21 protein-coding genes and 3 pseudogenes are annotated in these 17,759 nt (G+C 60.7%); 17 read left to right on the top strand and 7 right to left on the bottom strand.

Annotated features, from left to right (window positions below; all coding sequences use genetic code 11):
- Positions 1 to 307, top strand: a pseudogene (locus GA829_RS36490) (hypothetical protein); the annotation flags it as partial.
- Positions 308 to 857: 550 nt separating this feature from the next.
- Here GA829_RS36490 and otnC read toward each other — a convergent pair.
- The 3 genes and pseudogenes from otnC to GA829_RS36425 all read right to left on the bottom strand — a co-directional run bounded on the left by otnC (position 858) and on the right by GA829_RS36425 (position 3,499).
- A pseudogene (gene otnC / locus GA829_RS36435) lies at positions 858 to 1,485 on the bottom strand (3-oxo-tetronate 4-phosphate decarboxylase).
- Positions 1,482 to 2,735 carry a 3-oxo-tetronate kinase gene (otnK, locus tag GA829_RS36430; protein WP_195180190.1) on the bottom strand — a complete coding sequence of 418 codons (1,254 nt, stop codon included), beginning with the start codon at positions 2,733 to 2,735 and terminating at the stop codon, positions 1,482 to 1,484. Before otnK ends, otnC begins: the two are co-directional and overlap by 4 nt.
- Complete coding sequence (locus GA829_RS36425) at positions 2,732 to 3,499, bottom strand: FCD domain-containing protein (protein ID WP_195180191.1); 768 nt, start codon at positions 3,497 to 3,499, stop codon at positions 2,732 to 2,734. Before GA829_RS36425 ends, otnK begins: the two co-directional genes overlap by 4 nt.
- A 268-nt stretch (positions 3,500 to 3,767) precedes the next feature.
- Here GA829_RS36425 and GA829_RS36420 point away from each other — a divergent pair, with 268 nt between their 5' ends.
- From GA829_RS36420 to GA829_RS36375, 14 genes are all read left to right on the top strand, one after another.
- Positions 3,768 to 4,628 (top strand): ketopantoate reductase family protein, encoded by an 861-nt coding sequence (locus tag GA829_RS36420; protein WP_258052497.1) that lies wholly within the window; start codon positions 3,768 to 3,770, stop codon positions 4,626 to 4,628.
- 4 nt (positions 4,629 to 4,632) lie between these two features.
- Positions 4,633 to 6,165 carry a sugar ABC transporter ATP-binding protein gene (locus GA829_RS36415; protein WP_195180193.1) on the top strand — a complete coding sequence of 511 codons (1,533 nt, stop codon included), beginning with the start codon at positions 4,633 to 4,635 and terminating at the stop codon, positions 6,163 to 6,165.
- Positions 6,162 to 6,563 (top strand): hypothetical protein, encoded by a 402-nt coding sequence (locus GA829_RS37275; RefSeq protein ID WP_258052496.1) that lies wholly within the window; start codon positions 6,162 to 6,164, stop codon positions 6,561 to 6,563. Before GA829_RS36415 ends, GA829_RS37275 begins: the two co-directional genes overlap by 4 nt.
- 485 nt (positions 6,564 to 7,048) lie before the next feature.
- The gene (locus tag GA829_RS37270; RefSeq protein ID WP_258052495.1) at positions 7,049 to 7,312 is read left to right on the top strand and encodes a hypothetical protein; all 264 of its coding nucleotides are present in this window, start codon (positions 7,049 to 7,051) and stop codon (positions 7,310 to 7,312) included.
- Between the two features lie 199 nt (positions 7,313 to 7,511).
- Complete coding sequence (locus tag GA829_RS37265) at positions 7,512 to 7,832, top strand: substrate-binding domain-containing protein (RefSeq protein ID WP_258052494.1); 321 nt, start codon at positions 7,512 to 7,514, stop codon at positions 7,830 to 7,832.
- Positions 7,825 to 8,031 carry a type 1 periplasmic-binding domain-containing protein gene (locus tag GA829_RS37260; RefSeq protein WP_258052493.1) on the top strand — a complete coding sequence of 69 codons (207 nt, stop codon included), beginning with the start codon at positions 7,825 to 7,827 and terminating at the stop codon, positions 8,029 to 8,031. The genes GA829_RS37265 and GA829_RS37260 overlap by 8 nt, the downstream gene beginning before the upstream one ends.
- A 135-nt stretch (positions 8,032 to 8,166) precedes the next feature.
- Complete coding sequence (locus tag GA829_RS36400) at positions 8,167 to 9,024, top strand: MBL fold metallo-hydrolase (RefSeq protein WP_258052492.1); 858 nt, start codon at positions 8,167 to 8,169, stop codon at positions 9,022 to 9,024.
- A gap of 65 nt (positions 9,025 to 9,089) precedes the next feature.
- Positions 9,090 to 9,242, top strand: coding sequence for a hypothetical protein (locus tag GA829_RS37255; RefSeq protein WP_258052491.1), 153 nt, complete (start codon positions 9,090 to 9,092; stop codon positions 9,240 to 9,242).
- 4 nt (positions 9,243 to 9,246) lie between these two features.
- Positions 9,247 to 9,729, top strand: a complete 483-nt coding sequence (locus tag GA829_RS37765) for an alcohol dehydrogenase catalytic domain-containing protein (protein ID WP_374940463.1) — start codon at positions 9,247 to 9,249, stop codon at positions 9,727 to 9,729.
- Entirely contained in the window at positions 9,638 to 10,264 is a 627-nt protein-coding gene (locus GA829_RS36395) for a zinc-binding dehydrogenase (protein ID WP_374940462.1), read from the top strand. Before GA829_RS37765 ends, GA829_RS36395 begins: the two co-directional genes overlap by 92 nt.
- Positions 10,265 to 11,119, top strand: coding sequence for a fumarylacetoacetate hydrolase family protein (locus GA829_RS36390; RefSeq protein WP_195180198.1), 855 nt, complete (start codon positions 10,265 to 10,267; stop codon positions 11,117 to 11,119). It abuts the gene before it with no gap.
- Positions 11,120 to 11,121: 2 nt separating this feature from the next.
- Positions 11,122 to 12,201 (top strand): Gfo/Idh/MocA family protein, encoded by a 1,080-nt coding sequence (locus GA829_RS36385; protein ID WP_195180199.1) that lies wholly within the window; start codon positions 11,122 to 11,124, stop codon positions 12,199 to 12,201.
- A 71-nt stretch (positions 12,202 to 12,272) separates the two neighbouring features.
- Entirely contained in the window at positions 12,273 to 12,575 is a 303-nt protein-coding gene (locus GA829_RS36380) for a putative quinol monooxygenase (RefSeq protein ID WP_258052432.1), read from the top strand.
- A 323-nt stretch (positions 12,576 to 12,898) separates the two neighbouring features.
- Positions 12,899 to 14,464 carry a hypothetical protein gene (locus GA829_RS36375; protein WP_258052433.1) on the top strand — a complete coding sequence of 522 codons (1,566 nt, stop codon included), beginning with the start codon at positions 12,899 to 12,901 and terminating at the stop codon, positions 14,462 to 14,464.
- A gap of 220 nt (positions 14,465 to 14,684) precedes the next feature.
- Here the strand turns inward: GA829_RS36375 and GA829_RS36370 are convergent, their stop codons facing one another.
- From GA829_RS36370 to GA829_RS36360, 3 genes and pseudogenes are all read right to left on the bottom strand, one after another.
- On the bottom strand, positions 14,685 to 14,951 hold the full coding sequence (locus GA829_RS36370; protein WP_195180201.1) for a hypothetical protein: 267 nt from the start codon (positions 14,949 to 14,951) through the stop codon (positions 14,685 to 14,687).
- Between the two features lie 89 nt (positions 14,952 to 15,040).
- Positions 15,041 to 15,307 (bottom strand): annotated as a pseudogene (locus tag GA829_RS36365) (multicopper oxidase domain-containing protein); the annotation flags it as partial.
- A 70-nt stretch (positions 15,308 to 15,377) separates the two neighbouring features.
- Entirely contained in the window at positions 15,378 to 16,166 is a 789-nt protein-coding gene (locus tag GA829_RS36360; protein ID WP_195180202.1) for a nucleoside phosphorylase, read from the bottom strand.
- A 33-nt stretch (positions 16,167 to 16,199) separates the two neighbouring features.
- Here GA829_RS36360 and GA829_RS36355 point away from each other — a divergent pair, with 33 nt between their 5' ends.
- On the top strand, positions 16,200 to 16,826 hold the full coding sequence (locus tag GA829_RS36355; protein ID WP_195180531.1) for a class I SAM-dependent methyltransferase: 627 nt from the start codon (positions 16,200 to 16,202) through the stop codon (positions 16,824 to 16,826).
- Positions 16,827 to 16,938: 112 nt separating this feature from the next.
- On the opposite strand, the gene GA829_RS36350 is transcribed toward GA829_RS36355, so the two are convergent.
- Positions 16,939 to 17,136 (bottom strand): integrase core domain-containing protein, encoded by a 198-nt coding sequence (locus GA829_RS36350; RefSeq protein ID WP_195180203.1) that lies wholly within the window; start codon positions 17,134 to 17,136, stop codon positions 16,939 to 16,941.
- Between the two features lie 220 nt (positions 17,137 to 17,356).
- On the opposite strand from GA829_RS36350, the gene GA829_RS36345 reads away from it, so the two are divergent.
- Positions 17,357 to 17,752 (top strand): thioredoxin family protein, encoded by a 396-nt coding sequence (locus GA829_RS36345; RefSeq protein ID WP_195180204.1) that lies wholly within the window; start codon positions 17,357 to 17,359, stop codon positions 17,750 to 17,752.
- Positions 17,753 to 17,759 lie beyond the last annotated feature (7 nt).

Raw genomic sequence — 17,759 nt, 5'->3', positions numbered from 1 at the left:
CCCAACGGCCTCACGCATTGCGTGCCTGTCACTCGCCGCTCAACGCGCTCGGTGCGGTTACAAGCGGCAAGAGTTCACCGGAAAATTCCGGCGGCGGTCCCGAGGAAAAGCGCCACCACTCACAGTGCTTGCACTGCTACAGGACGGTTATACGAGAGACAGCTTCGCGGAAACTCTCAAAACAGGTCTAACTCCCAACGCCGGCAAGGTGGGCGGCGAAATGGGATTGGTGATTTCCGACGAAACTTCACATTGGACGGATGATGATCGCAAGGCAGTCGCCGATTATCTCTTGAATTTGAAATAGGCCGCAGTCCAAGTTGGCTTCGTAAGAACCCAAAAACGAAAAACCCCATCCACTGTTTTCAACAGGAGGGGGTCAACGTCACACCTCCATGGCTGCATGCTTAGCCAATCATTACTTTAGTCGGGGGTTTCGCTAGATTCCGGACGTTGGTAATGGGCCGTTGATGTCAAGGGCTTTGGGACAAGCGCGGTCGGCCGCCAGCCGGATTGGATCAGGGTAACCGAAGAGCGCGGAAAGCAGCGAACGTTCGACCACACCATTCGCAATGGTGCCAGCCCGCCACGGGTCGAATAGCGAAAAAGCCCACCGTGCCGTGGCCGGGGTCGGCGCGCTAAGCGGCAAAATGGGATAGACGACATGAACTCAGTGGCTCAGGTAAGGTCTGGAATTTTCGATGCCGACAGGCTGGCCGCCGACATGAATACCGATTTCGTCTCGCATGGCATGACCGACGCCGCGCCAAAGCCTTGTCGGCATTCCGAAAGAAGATACCGTTTGTGAATTTTTCGCAACGATTTCGCAACGGCTTCACGACTCGCTGAAACTGAGTTCACGTTTGTCGACGCTGATCAAGTTCGCCTACCATATTCGCGGATAGCCGACGCACAGACAGCTGTCTTGTCAGAAACACCAGTTTTGCCGTTTCTTCCAGTTCCTCCGCGGCAAAGACTGCATCGCGAAAACTGCGCCCGGAAACCACCGGACCATGATTGGCCAGCAGGACGGCCGCATGATCGTGCGCCTTGGCCAACACCAGCGGCCTGACGTCGGCCGACCCAGGATGGGTATAGGGCAGAAGCGGCACGCGCCCGACGCGCATCACAACATAGGGCGTGATCGGCGGGATGGCGTCATCTGGATCGGTATCCTCGAGACAGGAGAGCGCGGTGAGTGAAGATGCACCACGCCCGCGGCCTGCGGTCGCGCCTCATAGAATGCCATGTGAAGGGGATTTCCTTGGTCGGGGCATTGCCTGACACAGCCATGCCCTGGGCATCCAGCTTCGACAGTCTTTCGGGTTCCAGATACCCCAGGCAGGAATTGGTCGGCGTGACCAAAAACCCGTCGGCAAGCCGAGCCGATAGATTGCCGGACGAGCCGGCGGTGTAGCCGCGCCTGAACAGGGATTCTCCCCAGCGGCAGAATTCGTCGCGAAGCTGCTGTTCTTCTGAAGTCACGTGGCGTCACCTCCGAGCACAGCGAGCGCGCGTTCAAAAAAATCATCAGCGCCGAAATTCCCGGACTTCAGCGCGAATGCCAGCCTCGGCTTGCCGTCGAGGACAAGCGCCGGGACTCCCGTATCGATCTCCGGACCGACCTCAAGGGCCGATGCGCCGAATGCCGAGGCGACCGCGCCCGATGTTTCGCCACCAGCTACCACGAGCCGCCGGAAGCCGGCAGATACTGCCTTTGTAGCGAGTTCGGCGAAAATAGTCTCGAACGCTTCGGCCAGCCGTTCGCGCCCATGCCGGGTCTGTGCCGCCGAGACTTCGGAAGGCTCCGCTGTCGAGTAGACCAGCGGGCCCGCACCCTTATGGCTGATCAGGAAATCGAGGCAGCCTGCAACAGCTGCGCCCGGATCTAGTGCGTCGACGGCGTCCAGGCGCTTTGAGGGATGGCCACTGCCATAGGTGGCGATCTGCCGGCGCGTCGCTGAGGAACAACTGCCGGAGAGGATGAGGCCAGGCCCATTGCCCCCTGCGAGGCGCTGCCGACCCCCGATCCCCGGGTGGATTCCAAAATTGCCGGGCAGGCCCATGGCAATCCCTGAGCCGCCAGTAACCAGCCGGTGAGTCCTTGCTATCCGGCCCAGCGCGCGCAGATCGTCATCCGAGATCGCGTCGGTAACGATCAGTCTTTCGCCTTTGCGCTTTGCCAGGCGCAAGGCGGCCTGGCCGCTGCCCGAACGCAGGCTTTCCAGGCCGAGATGGCCGACCTTGAGTGCGGTCTGCCGCGCCAACCATCGCCTGATGTCGGGATCGGGCATTGGCGTCAGTGGGTGATTTTCCATGCCCGACTCACTGAGCAGGCAATCACCGACGAAGAGGTGGCCGTTGTAGATCGTGCGGCGGTTGGCCGGAAATGCAGGGCAAACCAGCGCTAACGTCGTGTCTAATTCCAGAAGCAGCGCTTCCGCGACCGGGCCGATGTTGCCTTGCGGCGTGGAATCGAAAGTTGAACAGTATTTGAAAACGATCTGTTGGGCGCCGTTGGCAACCAGCCACCTGCAGGCAACCAGCGATTGCGCCACTGCCTCGCTAGCCTCGCTCGAGCGCGTCTTCAGCGCAATGACCGCTGCGTCGATCTCTGCCTTCAGTCGTCCGGTCGGCGTGCCGACGAATTGAACGGTTCGAGCGCCGGCCTTGGCGAGGGTGTTGGCGATGTCGCTGGAACCCGTGAAATCGTCGCCGATGACGCCGATCTTCATTCGTTGTGGTCGCCCGTCGCGCGATCGCCCGTGTCATGGTCGGCCACCTCGTGATGACTTGAGCGCTGGCGCCAGAACATCGTCGTCAACTGATCCAGATGCTCACGCATCGCCTGCTCCGCGCGATCGGGCTCGCGTGCGACGATGCCGTCGTATATGGCGCGGTGGGCCTCGTACGCCGTCTGTTCCTGCCCGTCAGCGGCAAGCGTGACAATACGCTGTTCCTTCAACCATTCCGAGATCTGGTCATGCAAGGCGACGAAGACGAGATTGCGCGCGATGCGCGCCAGCTCGAAGTGGAACGCGATATCGGTGCTGGTGAAACGATCACGGTCACCGATTGCCAACCGGTTGGCTTCGAGCGCCTGGGCGAGGGATTGAAGATCCTCCTGCGTCGCTGTCCGTGCCGCCTCGCGGGCAAGGCCGACCTCGAAGAACATGCGCGCACCCTGAAAGGAGCGCTGCCCTTCCTCGGTCGACAGCATCTGCCGGACGGCGGGCGCCATACCGGTGAAAATATGACTGGCGGTCGGCATCAGCACCTTGGCGCGGGCGCCGTTGGTGAGTTCGACGAGCCCGGCCTTCTGTAGCGAGATCAACGCCTCGCGAATGGCCGGGCGGCCAACGCCGAAGCGCGCTTGCAGGTCACGCTCGGGCGGTAGCTGGTCTCCGGGCTTTAATTTGCCGGAGAGAATCTGGCCCTCGAGATGTGTGGCCACATGCTCGAAGAGTTTCTTGCGTTCTATGATTAGGGGGTCGACCATAGACCTTTCATACCATCATGCTTGACAACCATGCAACAGCTTGCAATGCTAAAAATGCGAGATCGAAAACGATGGCTGAGATGCTGCGAGCATCGGCCAGCGGCGGTTTGGGCCGCTCGCTCTTGCACGCCACATCGGCAGCCTGACTTGCTTGTTAAGACGGCGATCGCATCGCCAAGGGAGGAATTTGAATGAAAATCGCCATTCTGGGCGGCGGCGGAGCTATGGGCGGGATATTCGGGGATATCTTGCACGCGCCGGCAATGACGTGACGCTCATCGACGTCTCCAAGGCGGCGGTGACGGCAATCAACGACAACGGCCTGACCATCGAAGAGAAGGATGGTTCGCAGCCGGTGATCAAGGTGCCGGCAAGCGACAATCCCGCAAGCGTCGGACCGGTCGATCTCATCATCAATTTCGTAAAGTGCTATCACACCGAAGTTGCGGTTCGGGCTGCAGCACCTATGATTGCCAAGGATACCGCGGTGCTCAGCCTGCAGAATGGCTGGGGCAATGCACCGCGCATTGCCTCAATTGTCGGCGAGGACCGAGTGCTGGTCGGCTTGACCTATCATGGCGGCACGCTACTGGCTCCCGGCCGCGTCAAGCATCCCGGTTCGGGCATGACTTATATTGGCGAGCTAACCGGCAAGCCGACCGAGCGCCTAGGCAAGGTCATCGAGACCTTCCGCGCCGCGCAGATTGAGACGACGCAGTCGGACAAGATCCTGAACGAGGTCTGGAAAAAGCTGGCGCTCAATGCCTGCACCCTGCCGGTTGCCGGGCTACTGCATTTCATGTCGCACGAACTCGTCGCCTTCGACGGCACCAAGAGCCTGATGGCCGCTATCCTCAAGGAGGTGGTTGCCGTTGCCACCGCGCAAGGCATCGCGCTCGACTACGACGAACGCTGGGCAGCGATCACCGGCCTGCTCGAAAACGCCGTTGGCGGCAAGGCGTCCATGCTGCAGGACGTCGAAGCCAGGCGGCAAACCGAGATCGAGGTCATCAACGGCGCCATCGTCGCGGCCGGCCAGCGCGTCGGCGTGCCGACCCCGCACAATGAGACGATGGTCTGGATGATCGAGGCCGTTGAGAGCCATTACCTCCAGGCCAAGGCTCAGTAGCGCCATGGCGCCCAGGCTGGAAATCAAGAACCTTTCCAAATTCTTCCCCGGCGTGCGGGCGCTCGATGACGTCTCGATGAGCGTGGATGGCGGGGAAATCCACGCACTGCTCGGCGAAAATGGGGCAGGCAAGTCAACCCTCGGCAAAATCGTCGCCGGTGTTTATCTGCGCGACCAGGGCACCATCCTTGTCGATGGTGTTGAAACCGGCCAGCCCGACGAAAAGGCTGCCGGCGATCTCGGTATCGGTATCGTGCATCAGGAAGGCTCGCTTGTGCCGCAGCTCTCGGTCGCCGAGAACATCTTCGCCGGCCGGCAGCCCACGCAATGGCTGGGTCAGGTCGATGTCCGCGCCATGCGGGATCGGGCCAGGGCGCTTATCGCCCAGCTTGGCGTGGTTATCGATCCGGCATTGAAGGTCTCAGCTCTGTCGCCGGCGCAGGCCCAGATCGTCGAGATCGCCAAAGCGTTGTCTCGCGACCTCAGGATCCTGATCCTCGACGAGCCTACAGCCGCACTGACCCTGACTGAAACCGAAAAACTGTTCGACGTGGTGCGCCGGCTGGCCGGAAACGGGGTCTCGATCATCTACGTCTCGCACCGCCTCGCCGAGATTTTTGCACTCTGTCATTCGGTGACGGTTCTCAAGGACGGCAGGCTTGCCGGGACCCGCCGCGTTGCCGAGACCACAACGGACGAACTGATCCGCCTGATGGTGGGGCGCGATGTGCATTTCGCGCGCTCGACGGCTGCCCGCAAGATCGGCGACATCGTGCTCGAAGCCGAAAATGTCCACGCGCCGCCACTGGTGCGGTCGGCCTCGATCAAGGTGCGGGCCGGAGAGATCGTCTGCCTGGCCGGACTTATCGGGTCCGGACGCAGTGAATTCTGCGAGGCGATCTTTGGCGCGCGCCGGAAGCGCTCGGGATCGATCCGGATCGTCGGCACGCCGATCGATCCGAAAGGCCCGTGGGACGGCAAGCACGCCGGTATCGGCATGGTGCCGGAGGATCGCAAGGCGGCCGGCCTGTTCCTTGGCATGGACATCGTCAACAACGTTGCCGCGACGGTTCTTTCCAAGGTTTCGGCGGGGGTAAACTTTTCCAACTCAAAGGCTGAAGCGCTAGCGAAGAATTTCATCGACGAACTGCGTATCGCGACGCCGAGCGTCTATCAGGTTGTCGGCAATCTCTCCGGCGGCAACCAGCAAAAAGTGCTGCTCGCCAAATGGCTGGCAATGGAGCCGCGCCTGCTGATCGTCGACGAACCGACGCGTGGCGTCGACGTCGGCGCACGCTCGGAAATCTATCGGCTGTTGCGGGCACTCGCCGACAAGGGCGTCGCCTTGCTCGTCGTGTCCTCGGACCTGCCTGAGGTGCTGGCTCTTGCCGACCGCATCGTTGTGATGGCGGAAGGCAGGACCGTGGGTGAACTGCCGGGCGAAGGCGCGACCGAAGAACAGGTGCTGCGTCTCGCCACCAGATACACGGCTTCGGTGGCTGAAGCTCGCGATCAACCAGGGATAGCGGAGGCATGACGATGCGGATCACGCAACCGATGGCGGAGAATGCCGAACGCCGACGCGAAAATCTTTTCGTGCGTGTTGTGCGGCGCCTAGCCGATTCCAGGGAATTGACGCTCTTCGTGCTCGTCATCGCGCTCGCGCTAGCGATGAGCATCGTCTACCCGAACAACTTCCCCACCGCATCCAACATGCGGGCCGTGCTTCTCAACCTGGCTCCTGTCGGGATCCTTGTCTGCGGCATGATGCTATTGATGATCGGCGGCACATTCGACCTGTCCGTCGGCTCGACCCTGGCCTTCTCCGGGGTCTGGGCCGCTGTCGTGGCAGGATGGTGGGGCTGGCCGGCCGAAGTCGCGATTGTGGTCGGGGATTCTGGTTGGGCGCTCTGTGCGGCCTGGTCAATGGGCTGATCGTCACGCGCATCGGTATCAATGCGCTGATAGCCACGCTCGGCACCCTAAACCATCTATCGCAGTCTGACCTATGTCACCGCCGGCACCGGTGTCACACCGATTACCGACGCCTTCGCCGCTTATGGGCGGGCAGCGGATCCGCTGCTGCGCATTCCAGTCGCCATTCTGGGCGATGCTGGTACTTGTGTGCTCATCGGTGGCTGGCTGGGTCGCGCGCACGCGCTTCTTCCGGCAGTATTACTTCATTGGCGGCAATCCTCGCGCAGCTCAGCTCTCGGGCATTTCGCGTCGAACCGGCTCATCTTGATCGGCTTCGTCATCATGGGAGCGCTGGCAGGCTTGGCCGGGCCGTCTGGGAGCGGGCGCGCCTCAACAAGCGGCGGTCTGTCAACGCCGGCGTTGGCATCGAGCTGAAGGTGATTCACCGCCACGGTGCTTGGCGGGCGCCAAGCCTGAAGAGGCGGCGAAGGCACGGATCCTCGGTGGGCATTCTCGGCGTGGCTTTTTATCGCCACTCATCGAGAACGCCGATGATCATCAAGCGCGATCGGCGTGTTTCTTGGCAGGGACTGGTGGTGGGTCTGGTCCTGCTGTTTGCCGTCTCGCTGCGATCGTTTCAAGACCAGGCGGCCGCGCATGAAATCAGGCGAGGACGGGAGGAGGCATTCGGACAACCGGATGACATGCGGGAACTGGGACTAGAAAAAACAACATCAGGAGGAAACGGGCATGAAATCAAACAATGAGAACGATACTCTCCGGCGCAGCCCTAGCTGCCACGGCATTGCTCTGCCACTTTGCCTGCTAATGCGCAGGAATCATCCTTCGGGCCGGCCAACGCGAAAGAGACCTACTACTGGATTTCCAATAAGGCGAACCTGCCGCTGTTCGTGCAGTATGACTATGTCGGGATGAAGCGGATCGGCCGAAGAGCTCGGTGTCAAGGTGATCGTTGCCGGACCGACAGATTTCGACGTGCCTGGCTTCATCTCTGCAGTCGATCAAGTCTGCGCGCAGAAGCCGAACGGCGTCTCCGTCGTCGGCGGCTGGGACCCGTCGCTGACGGAGTCAGTCAAGAAATGCATGGAGCAAGGCGTGCCAACCGTTGTCGATGACGGCGATCTGCCGGCCTCTGGCCGTCTCGCCTATATCGGCACCAACTGGACTCAGGTCGGCGTCGCGCAGGCCAAGAAGCTGATGGAAATGCTGCCCAAGGGGCGGCAAAATAGCGTCGATGTCGATCATCAACGCCGGAAACATGCGTGAGGCCGTAGCAGGCTTCAAAGCCTATGTCGAAGCCAATGGCGGCGGCAAATACACCATCGTCGCCAATGAGGATGACGGCGGCGACGCGCAGAAAGCCGCGCAGGTCACGGCGGCGATTCTTGCGGCCAATCCCGACATCGCCGGTCTCGCCGGTTTCGATTCTGAATCCGGCGCCGGCATCGTCACCGGCACTGCGTGAAGCCGGCAAGAAGCCCGGCGACATCAAGGTGACCGCGATGGAGCAGACGCCTGACTTCTTCAAATCCGCGAAGGAAGGCTGGGTCGACGCCATCGTGGTGCAAACCGCGAGCTGTTCATCTACTACGCGGTCAAGTTGCTGCACGACTACAACACCAACACGCTGAAGTCGGCTGGCCTCTCGTCGAAGGATGGCGGCCGTCCGATCCCGGACTCTCTCGATACGGGCGTCATCCTGATCACCAAGGACAATGTCGACAAGGTATTGACGGCGCTAAAACGTGAAATAGGCAGAAACTCAATGTCGCGGAGCCTTGCGTCAGGCTCAAGCAGCGTCCGGCGGCGTGATCTCCCTCGCCGTCGGACAGCCAACCAATCCCAAGGATATGAAATGGCTCTTCATCCCACCACCCGCATGCGCTTCCACGGCGTCGCCGCCTACGAAATCTTGACGCGGGACGGATTGCGCATCCTGTGCGATCCGTTTCTGGACCAGAATCCCGGCGCGGCAACAAAATCGACCGACTTCGATCATGTCGATCTGGTCATCGTCAGCCATGCGGCCTTCGACCATCTCGGCGATACCGACAAGATCGCCGCGAAATATGGCTGTCCAATCGTTTGCGGAGGCGAGGTGAAGGCGTGGCTGATGGACCGTGGCATCCCGGCCAACCAGATCCGCGCCACGACCTGGGGCATTAGGGTCAAGGTGGCCGGCATCGAGATTCAGCCGCTCGAATGCCATCACTGGTCGCAGATCAGGCTGAAGGACAATTCCTTCATTTCCGGCGTGCCGATGGCCTTCATCGTCTATGCCGACGACCAATCTGCGCTTTTACCACTACGGCGACACGGCCATCTTTTCCGACCTCAAGCTTCAGGCAGAACTTTACAAGCCGAATGTCGGCTGTATCGGAATCGCCAATCCGCAAGAGATTCTTCACCTGAACCCAATGCCGGGCGAGATGCTGACCGGCGAGATGAGCCCTTATGAAGGCGTTCTCGCAACGCAATGGCTTGGCCTGGAGACAGTGCTGCCGTGCCACTACATCAAACTCGATGGTGACAAGGACGGTCGCCGAATATATGAAGCATCACCGGGAGGCCAAGGCGCGCGGCGAAGCGATCGCCGATCCCTATCTGCTGCGTGCCGGAGACTGGATCGAGTTCGATCGCGACGGCAAGGTCGTGCGACCGGCCAAGGCGGCTTGAGGACATGCGTGCCGCAATCTTTGATGAGCCGTTCAGCTTGCGCATCGCGGAAGCGCCGAAGCCGGTTCCAGGCCAGGGCGAGGTTCTCGTTCGGGTCAGGGCCGCGGGGCTGTGTGCTGGCGACCTTTACATCTACACCGGCAAGAACCCTTACGTGACCTATCCAAGGATCGGCTGCCACGAGATCGCTGGCGTGGTCGAGGCCTATGGCCCGGGCACCAGCGGCCCCGCGATCGGCACACGCGTCGTCGTCGATCCCCTTCGTCGGCTGCGGCCGCTGCTATCCCTGCCGGCTCGGCAAGCGCAATTGCTGCGCCAACCTCACCATTGTTGGCGTTCATCGCGAGGGCGGCTTTGCGGACTTCGTCACGGCGCCGGCTCAGAACCTGAATGTTGTGCCCGACAATATTACCGATTTCGAGGCTGCCTTCGCGGAGCCGGTGGCGATCGGCGTGCAGGGGTGCCGGCGCGGCGTGGTCACGGCTGAAGATACCGTGCTGGTACTCGGTGCAGGACCAATCGGTCTGGCGATCGTTGAGGTCGCGTGCGCGCTCGGCGCCAAGGTCTATGCCACCGATATCTCGCCAGACCGATTGTCCACCGCCGCCGATCTTGGCGCTATCCCGATCGCCGGAGGAGTTGGCCTGGTTGAGCGCGTGCTTGAGATCACCAAGGGCGAAGGCATGCCGGTCGTCATGGAAGCAACAGGCGTTGCTCCGGTCATGGAACAGACCATCGAGCTCGTCGCCGCCGGCGGGCGCATCGTCATTCTAGGGCTGCTGAAGAAAGGCGTCGGCGTCACCTTCCCGGGTCTCGATTTCACCCGCAAGGAGGTGACCATCCTGGGCTCACGTGCCTCCGTCGATTGTTTTCCCGAGGCACTCGAATTGCTTGCCTCGGGCAAGATTCACTACCCGAAGATTGCAAGCTCCTTCGCGCTCAGCGAAGCGCCGGCCGTCTTCCAGAAACTCGCGGACAATCCAATGGCCCTGCACAAGGCCGTATTCCTTTCGGAGGACTAGATGAAGCTTGTTACCTTCTCCCACCCTCAGGGAGGCCACAGTCATCATGCCGGCGTGCTCGACGGCGATCACGTCGCCTGCCTGACGGAAGCCGGTATCGCCGGCAGCGTGATGGAGATCGTGCTGGGCGGCAAAGCCATCCTCGACCGTATCCGCGATGGCCTTGCCAAGGCTCCGCGCCATGCGCTCGCGGACGTGATCCTCGAGGCGCCGATCCGCCCGGGCAAGGTGCTGTGCTCCGGCATCAACTACAAGGGCCACGCCGAGGAAAATCCCAACGCGAAAATGCCGACCGAACCGTTTTTCTTCACCAAGCTGCCGACCTCGGTGGTCGGACCCAATGTGCCGGTTGAAAAGCCTGTCAGGACAGAGCAGATGGACTACGAGGTGGAGTTTTCCGCCGTCATCGGCAAGAAACTGCACAAAGCAAAGGAAGCCGACGTGATGCCGGCAATCTTCGGCTATACGCTTCTCAACGACATTTCGGCACGTGACGTCCAATTCAAGGACAACCAGATCACCATCGGCAAGAACTTTGCCGGCTTCTCGCCGATCGGTCCGTGCATCGTGACCTCGGACGCGATGCCGCATCCCGATAATGTCGCGCTGAAGACACGGCTGAACGGCAAGACCCTGCAGGACGGCAGCACTTCGGACTGGCTGTTTTCCCTGCCGCAACTCGTCTCCTTCCTGTCGCAATACATTCCGCTCGAACCTGGCGACATCGTCTCGACGGGAACGCCGGCCGGCGTCGGCATCTTCCAGAAGCCGCCGATCTTCATGAAGGCCGGCGACGTCGTCGAGATCGAAGCCGATGGCATCGGCATCCTTAGAACACCCATCGTTGCGGGATAAACATGGCGACGGTGGCGATCCGGATTGGGGTGATCGGCTGCGGCTTCTACGCGCAGAACCATCTGCATGCGTGGAAGGAACTCGCTGCCGATGGGGCCGTGCTTGCCGCGGTCTGTGATGTGGATCCCGGCAAAGCCGAGGCAGCGGGCCGGACATTTGGCGTGCCCTTTTACACGGATGCCGCTGCTTTGCTTGCGACCGAGCGTCTTGACGGCGTCGACATCGTCACCCGTCACGACACGCACCGCGCGCTCTGCGAACTGGCGATTGCGCGAGGCGTTGCCATTATCGTGCAAAAGCCGTTGGCCCCGAACTGGGACGACTGCGTCGCCATTGTCGAGGCAGCCGCAAAGGCCGGCGTGTGGCTCGCGGTGCATGAAAATTTTCGCTTCCAGACGCCGATGCGCCATGTTCGGCGCGTCATCGACAGCGGCGCCATCGGCACGCCGAACTGGGCGCGAGTGACATTCCGAACCGGCTTCGACGTCTATCTCACGCAGCCTTATTTCTACGACGAGGAACGGCTGGCAATCGCCGATGTCGGCATCCATGTGCTCGACCTCGCACGCTTCTTTCTCGGCGAGGTCGAGCGCATCTCCTGTGAGACCCAGCGCCGCAATCCCAAAGTGCGGGCCGAGGACACGGCCACGATGCTTTTGCGCCATCGCAGCGGCGCCGTCAGCGTTGTCGAATGCACATACGAGGCACGGCGCGACCCCGATCCGTTTCCGGAAACGCTGGTGGAGATCGAGGGCGACAAAGGCTCGATCATCGTTCGTCCGGGCTCGATCATGCGGGTCACCAGCAACGGAACAACGACCGAGGAGGACATCGGCTCACCATTGCGGTCCTGGACCAGCAATCCCTGGCATGTCGCGCAAGAAGGCGCATTCATGGCCTGCCGCCATTTTCTCGATTGCCTTCAGCGCGGCGTGCCTGCCGAAACCTCCGGCAAGGATAATCTCAAGACCTACGCCCTGGTTGACGCAGCCTATCGCGCGGCCGCCGAACATCGGGCAATCATTCCCGCCCAATGGAAAGAAAACACCGGCGCCCTCTCGATGGAGCGGTGGGCACAATGACTGCGATGGGTCAGCAAAAGGCGCAAAGGCGATCGAAGCAAAAGGCCCGTGCAGCCACCTTCGCGATCACCGTGACGTTTGAACTTATCAAGGGCGGCCTTCCCGAATTTCATCGGCTGGTTAGCGAGAACGCGGCGCTTTCCGTCAAGCTCGAGCCGGATTGCTTGCGCTTCGATGTGTTGACGCCGTTGGATGCAACCGGTTCCACGGGTGTTTTCCTCTATGAGATATATACGGATCGCGCGGCCTTTGACCTGCATCTTGCCTCGGACCATTTCCGTCAATTCGACCAGCGCTCGCGCGACCTGGTGATCAACAAGACCGTTCTCGCCTATGCCGTGCTGGAAAATGCCAAGGTCGCGGAACGCATATGAGCGGCTACGTCACCGCGTTTGATCTGTTCGGGACGAACGAGCCGGTTGCCGAACGTCGGACCCTTACGGCCGGACCGCTGACCGCGATCCTTGAAGAGGGCAACCTTCGCACGATCTGCTTCGCTGGCGTCGAGGCGGTCCGAGCGATCAACTATCTGGCGCGAGACGCATCCTGGGGCACATACAAGGCAGAGCTTTCGAACATTCGCATATCGGAAGACGAGGCCACGTTTGAGGTTGGCTACGACGGGCTGTGCACCGGTCCGCAGGGCCGCTTTTCCTACCGGATGACAATAAGAGGCAAGGATTCCGGCGCGCTGACGATGGAAGCGGAAGGCGTCGCTCTCACTGACTTCCCAACCAATCGCACCGGGTTCGTTGTGCTCCATCCTTCCGAGACAGCAGGCGGACGGCTGGCGATCACACACAGTGACGGCCGGATCGAGGAAACGGTATTTCCCGAGGCGATCAGCCCAGATCAGCCGGCCTTCGACATCGCCACGATGACGCACGAGCCGCAACCCGACATGGTCTGCACGGTCAGCATGGAAGGCGATGTTTTCGAGATGGAGGATCAGCGCAACTGGACCGACGCCTCGTTCAAGGCATATGTCCGTCCGCTGTCGAAGCCGCGACCCTATATCATCGCCAGCGGTTCGAAGGATGTCCAGCGTGTCACGGTCTCCATCCAGGCCAAGACACCGAAGACCCGCCCTCGAGCCGCAGACCGGGCGACGCTGACGCTAGGTGGACCTGCCGGACGGATGCCGGCCATGGCTCTGTTTCTCGACCCAGATGACCTGCCCGAAGCCTTGGCCTCAGCACCCCTGCTGGGCCCGGCACAGCAAGTTATTATCCGATTCGACAGCTCGCGCGGACATAATGCAAAGACGCTGGCAGAGGCATCCAGATTGGCTGCCTCGATCGGAGCCCTGCTGGCGATCGAGGCGGTCTTCGATGCGGTCGACCCGACGTCGGAGGCAAAGGCTGTCGTCAATGCGATCCGGTCGTCGGGTATCGAAGCCAGCGCTGTCCTGATTTCACCCCGGCGGGAATTCAAGACAAGGGGGTCGAACCTGGTCCCTCCGGGCGAACGGCCAGTCAGCGATCTCGTTGACGCGCTCAAATCAACCGGTATCACTGCTGCCATCGGCGCCGGCACCCCTTCCTTGTTCACTGAATTCAATCGCAACCCGCCAATCGGCGATGCCGATTTCATCTTCTTCGGCAACGCCGCGGTCGTACATGCAGCCGATGACCTTTCCGTCATGGAAACCTTGGGCGTCTATCCTTCCGTCATCGCCACGGCGCGGTGTCTGTGCCCGGAAAAACCGATTTGGCTCGGTCCCTGCACGATCGGAATGCGCCACAATCCCTACGGCCCCGGTGTGGCAGCAAATCCTGGTCGTGTCAGAATACCTGCTTCGGGCGAGGACCCTCGGCATGGCGCGCTGTTCGGTGCGGCCTTCGCGGTTGGTGTCGCAGCTGAGGCTGCCGCGGCTGGTGTCGACCGACTCATGATCGCGTCTCCAAACGGTTCATTCGGCCTGCTCGGCCCGACCGGAATTCACCTTCCTATCCAGGCAGTCCACGCCGCGCTCGCGGCCGCAGCCGGTGCGGAGCGCTACGAGGTGTCTTTCGATCGCTCGGGTATCGCGGCTGTTGCATATCGCAGCGGCGAGAGTACCCGCATCCTGATCGCAAATCTTACCCCCGAGGATATCGAGCTTTCGATCCCTCGGGCTATCGACTCAGCCTGTATCATCGAGCCGTCGGCGAAGGTTTCAACATTGCAAATCAAGTCGTTACTGCTGGGTCGCTATCGAACGATGATACTCACTGCATCCGCATCGGTCGATGCTCGATACCGCTCGGCGATAGCCCCTTGACCCAAGACGGACTACCGTTAGGCGTGCGTCTTAGAGGACATTCAGATTAGCGCTTGTAGGATCGGTCAGCCGTTTCCAGACTGCCCATTACGCGACTTTTTGAGCACAAATGGCGAACGGACGGAAGTCGGCCCTCGGGCCTATTCAAAAGGGTTTTCCAACCGTCGGACGCTCCGGAGCACCAAGTCGAAATTCGGCATAGGGCCACAGATCATGGCGATCAAGGCACCGTAGTCTCGCCGCAGGGCGTCGGCAGCAGGGCGAAGGTCGGCGGTTCGGCAGATGCACGGTCGTATTCCTTGCGGTTGAAAAACATGCGAGCATGAGCCACGCAGTCGGCGCCAAGATCCCTGTTCGCCATCGCCCGGCGGCCGGTTTCAGACTCCATGAGCCGATGAATGTTATAACCGTGGCGTGAGATCCGTTGTCCGCCACCACGCTGCTCACTCTTACGCTCAAACCAGTGCCGCAGGCCATGAAGGATCAAGACTTAGGCCCAAAAGGTCCGCTCCGGATCGACCGTCGTTACCACTTGTCATCGCAAAGAAGCCCGACCGCGTGATCAAACGATGTTGATCAAGCGGCGGCCGTCTCTCGCGAACTTGCCTGGTCGATCCTGATGGCGATGTGATGCCAGAAGGTGCCGGCATTAGGTGGTGTGAATTCGTAGGTGAAACGCTCGGCGGGCTTGATCGGCGATTGTGTCAAGCCCGGCACGCCATCCATGGCGTTCTACAACCTGATGCCGTGCCAATGAACCGTGGTGTTTTCGTCAAGCCCGTTCTCGACGACAATACGGATCGGCTGACCCCGTCTGATGCGAAGCGTCGGACCAGGGATCGTACAGGCGCCATCGAGGCGCGATCAGATCGAAAGTTGGAACCACGCGGCCATTGACGTGTCCATGCAAAAATCAAATGTCGTGCAGACCGACAATCACGCTTTCAAGCGCCATCAGTGCGTCCCGTGCGCCGTCCGCATCTCCTTTCTCGAAATCATCCCCGCTCTGCCCCATCGTATTGGTGACATGAGCAAGGCAGAGCACCCGCGCGCCTGCAGTGCGGGCAAAAGTGTAAAGTGCAGCCGCCTCCATCTCAACCGCGAGGATGCCTTTGGTCCGCGCTGCGTTGATGGCTTCGATGGTTTCACGAAAGGGCGCATCCGTCGTCCAGCTTGCCCCGACAATGCTATGCAGCCCCGTCTGCGCCAGCGCGCTTGCCGCCCGCGTCACAAGGTCAGGGACAGCCTCGGCGAACTCCGACGGAGGAGCGTAGTGATAGCTGGTCCCCTCGTCCCGCAACGCCCTGTCGATGACGACAAAGTAAGGTGGAGGCCCCGCCGGCACAATCTGCCCGGCCGAGGTGAGGCTCACGAGCAGCTGGCATCCAGTGGCGAAAAGTTCTTCGGCTACGAGGACGGCAAAGGACGCGCCGACCACCCGCCCCACAATCCCGACACGCTGGCCGCCAAGGTCGAATGTGTCCAGTTCGGTGTGATAGCAGGGCCAGTTCGCAAACGGTTGCGCTGACCCCGTTCGGCGCAAGTGGCGTACCAAGTCGCCATCCGGATCCAGAATGCATACTGGCGGCACTTGCTCAGCGGCCAACCCCTTCTGTCGCCGAGCCTCTCGCAACAGAGCCGCAGGGGTAAATACGGATGTCGTGGCTATGTGCTTGTTGTCGAGAATGGGTGGAGTGACCATATTCCGCTAACCTTGAACCGGAGGGAGAAACTTATGGGAAGCGAGAGCCGTCAGGCCCATTGGGAGGACGTGTACACCAGGAAAAGCGAGAAAGAAGTCAGCTGGTTTGAAGAGAATCCCGCTCCTTCGCTCGAACTGATTGCCGCTTTAGCGCCAACCAACGACCTGGCTATCATCGACATCGGAGGGGGTGCTTCACGTCTGGTTGATAGCCTTATCGAAAAGGGCTTTAGGGACATCACGGTCCTTGATTTGTCCTTCGCCGCATTGGAGGCTGCCAAAACCCGCCTTGGAGAACGGGCCGCGCAAGCCCATTGGCTCGTTGCCGATGCCACGAGATGGGAGCCGTCGCAAACCTACGACATCTGGCATGACAGAGCCGCCTTCCATTTCCTTACCGAGGAGCAGGATCGTGTTGCCTACGTCGCGCGCCTGAGGCGAGCCCTAAAGGCCGGAGGACACGCGATCATTGCCACTTTTGCCCCTGACGGGCCAGACCGATGTAGCGGTCTTCGCGTAGAGCGTTATGATGCGACGAGCCTCGGCCAGACGCTCGGGCCGGGATTCGAGTTAGTCGACACTCGGCAGCATACGCATGTGACGCCTTGGGGTTCAACTCAGTCATTCCAAATCAGTATTTTTCGGCGGGTTGCCTCGTAGTAAGCGCCTCCCTGCACGATCTGTCGATCATTGAATTCCGGGCTGGAAATTACAGCGGAAAACTCAATTCTGAACGGTCCAGTTCCTGGAGATCGGATCATGATTTGTGGCCTCATGCGGCCAGCTTTTCCAGTCTCATTTTCGATGCGAACTCGGCTGGCGTGATGTTGGCAAGGGTCGAATGTGGTCGGTGCTCGTTATGATCCTCCTTCCATAGCTGAATCCCTGTCAGCACTTGGGCAAGGTTCAGAATTGCGACAAGCCGAACGACCGGGAGCAGCGTATTGCCTGAGATGATCTCGGAAGCCATGCAACGCGCTATAACGCGCATGCAGGCTATACAGCCGCTAGGAAAACGAGCTTCGCAAAAAGCCCCTATGACCGGTGCGGCAAAGAAGCCGAACGGATCTTTGTCAGGTGTGGAGTATCGCGCCAAATGTAACAAATCGGCTTTCCGTGACGAAGTACGAATTATCATCTCATGTCCGCCGTCACCCTTTTTTGGTGGGCAGACAGTTCAGGAGTGAGCCATGCTTGATCGACGTGCTTTTCTCATCGCTCTGACCGCCGCATCAACGTTCGCCTCGGCTCCTTCCGCGCTCGCCGCCGATCAGATGGCCTTCACCCAGCAGGCTTTCGACGCCGCGCAAAAGGCGGGCAAGCCAATCCTGGTCGAGATCACCGCGTCGTGGTGCCCGACTTGCAAGGCGCAGAAGCAGGTGCTTGGAGGGCTGCTACCCATGCCTGAGCACAAGAATCTGGCGGTCTTCGAAGTTGACTTCGACGCCCAAAAGGATGTCGTGCGGGCTTTCAACGCGCAAATGCAGAGCACGCTGATCACCTTCAAGGGCGCCACAGAAGTCGGAAGACTGGTCGGCGAAACCAAGGCGGATGCCATCAAGCAGCTGCTCGATACGACGATCTGAGCGACCG

Origin of the sequence: Mesorhizobium sp. INR15, from assembly GCF_015500075.1 — a bacterium.
Taxonomy (GTDB): Bacteria; Pseudomonadota; Alphaproteobacteria; order Rhizobiales; family Rhizobiaceae; genus Mesorhizobium.
Note: the sequence above shows the minus strand (reverse complement) of the source record. Positions and strands in the feature narration are given on the sequence as shown.

What these genes read in the sequence shown, in the direction of transcription:
- GA829_RS37255 (WP_258052491.1), top strand. Translation starts at nt 9,090, where the DNA reads ATGGTGACAAGGACGGTCGCCGAATATATGAAGCATCACCGGGAGGCC.
- GA829_RS36385 (WP_195180199.1), top strand. Translation starts at nt 11,122, where the DNA reads ATGGCGACGGTGGCGATCCGGATTGGGGTGATCGGCTGCGGCTTCTAC.
- GA829_RS36355 (WP_195180531.1), top strand. Translation starts at nt 16,200, where the DNA reads ATGGGAAGCGAGAGCCGTCAGGCCCATTGGGAGGACGTGTACACCAGG.
- GA829_RS36415 (WP_195180193.1), top strand. Translation starts at nt 4,633, where the DNA reads ATGGCGCCCAGGCTGGAAATCAAGAACCTTTCCAAATTCTTCCCCGGC.
- GA829_RS37260 (WP_258052493.1), top strand. Translation starts at nt 7,825, where the DNA reads ATGCGTGAGGCCGTAGCAGGCTTCAAAGCCTATGTCGAAGCCAATGGC.
- GA829_RS36350 (WP_195180203.1), bottom strand. Translation starts at nt 17,136, where the DNA reads ATGGCTTCCGAGATCATCTCAGGCAATACGCTGCTCCCGGTCGTTCGG.
- GA829_RS36375 (WP_258052433.1), top strand. Translation starts at nt 12,899, where the DNA reads ATGGAAGCGGAAGGCGTCGCTCTCACTGACTTCCCAACCAATCGCACC.
- otnK (WP_195180190.1), bottom strand. Translation starts at nt 2,735, where the DNA reads ATGAAGATCGGCGTCATCGGCGACGATTTCACGGGTTCCAGCGACATC.
- GA829_RS36425 (WP_195180191.1), bottom strand. Translation starts at nt 3,499, where the DNA reads ATGGTCGACCCCCTAATCATAGAACGCAAGAAACTCTTCGAGCATGTG.
- GA829_RS36345 (WP_195180204.1), top strand. Translation starts at nt 17,357, where the DNA reads ATGCTTGATCGACGTGCTTTTCTCATCGCTCTGACCGCCGCATCAACG.
- GA829_RS37275 (WP_258052496.1), top strand. Translation starts at nt 6,162, where the DNA reads ATGACGATGCGGATCACGCAACCGATGGCGGAGAATGCCGAACGCCGA.
- GA829_RS36390 (WP_195180198.1), top strand. Translation starts at nt 10,265, where the DNA reads ATGAAGCTTGTTACCTTCTCCCACCCTCAGGGAGGCCACAGTCATCAT.
- GA829_RS36360 (WP_195180202.1), bottom strand. Translation starts at nt 16,166, where the DNA reads ATGGTCACTCCACCCATTCTCGACAACAAGCACATAGCCACGACATCC.
- GA829_RS37765 (WP_374940463.1), top strand. Translation starts at nt 9,247, where the DNA reads ATGCGTGCCGCAATCTTTGATGAGCCGTTCAGCTTGCGCATCGCGGAA.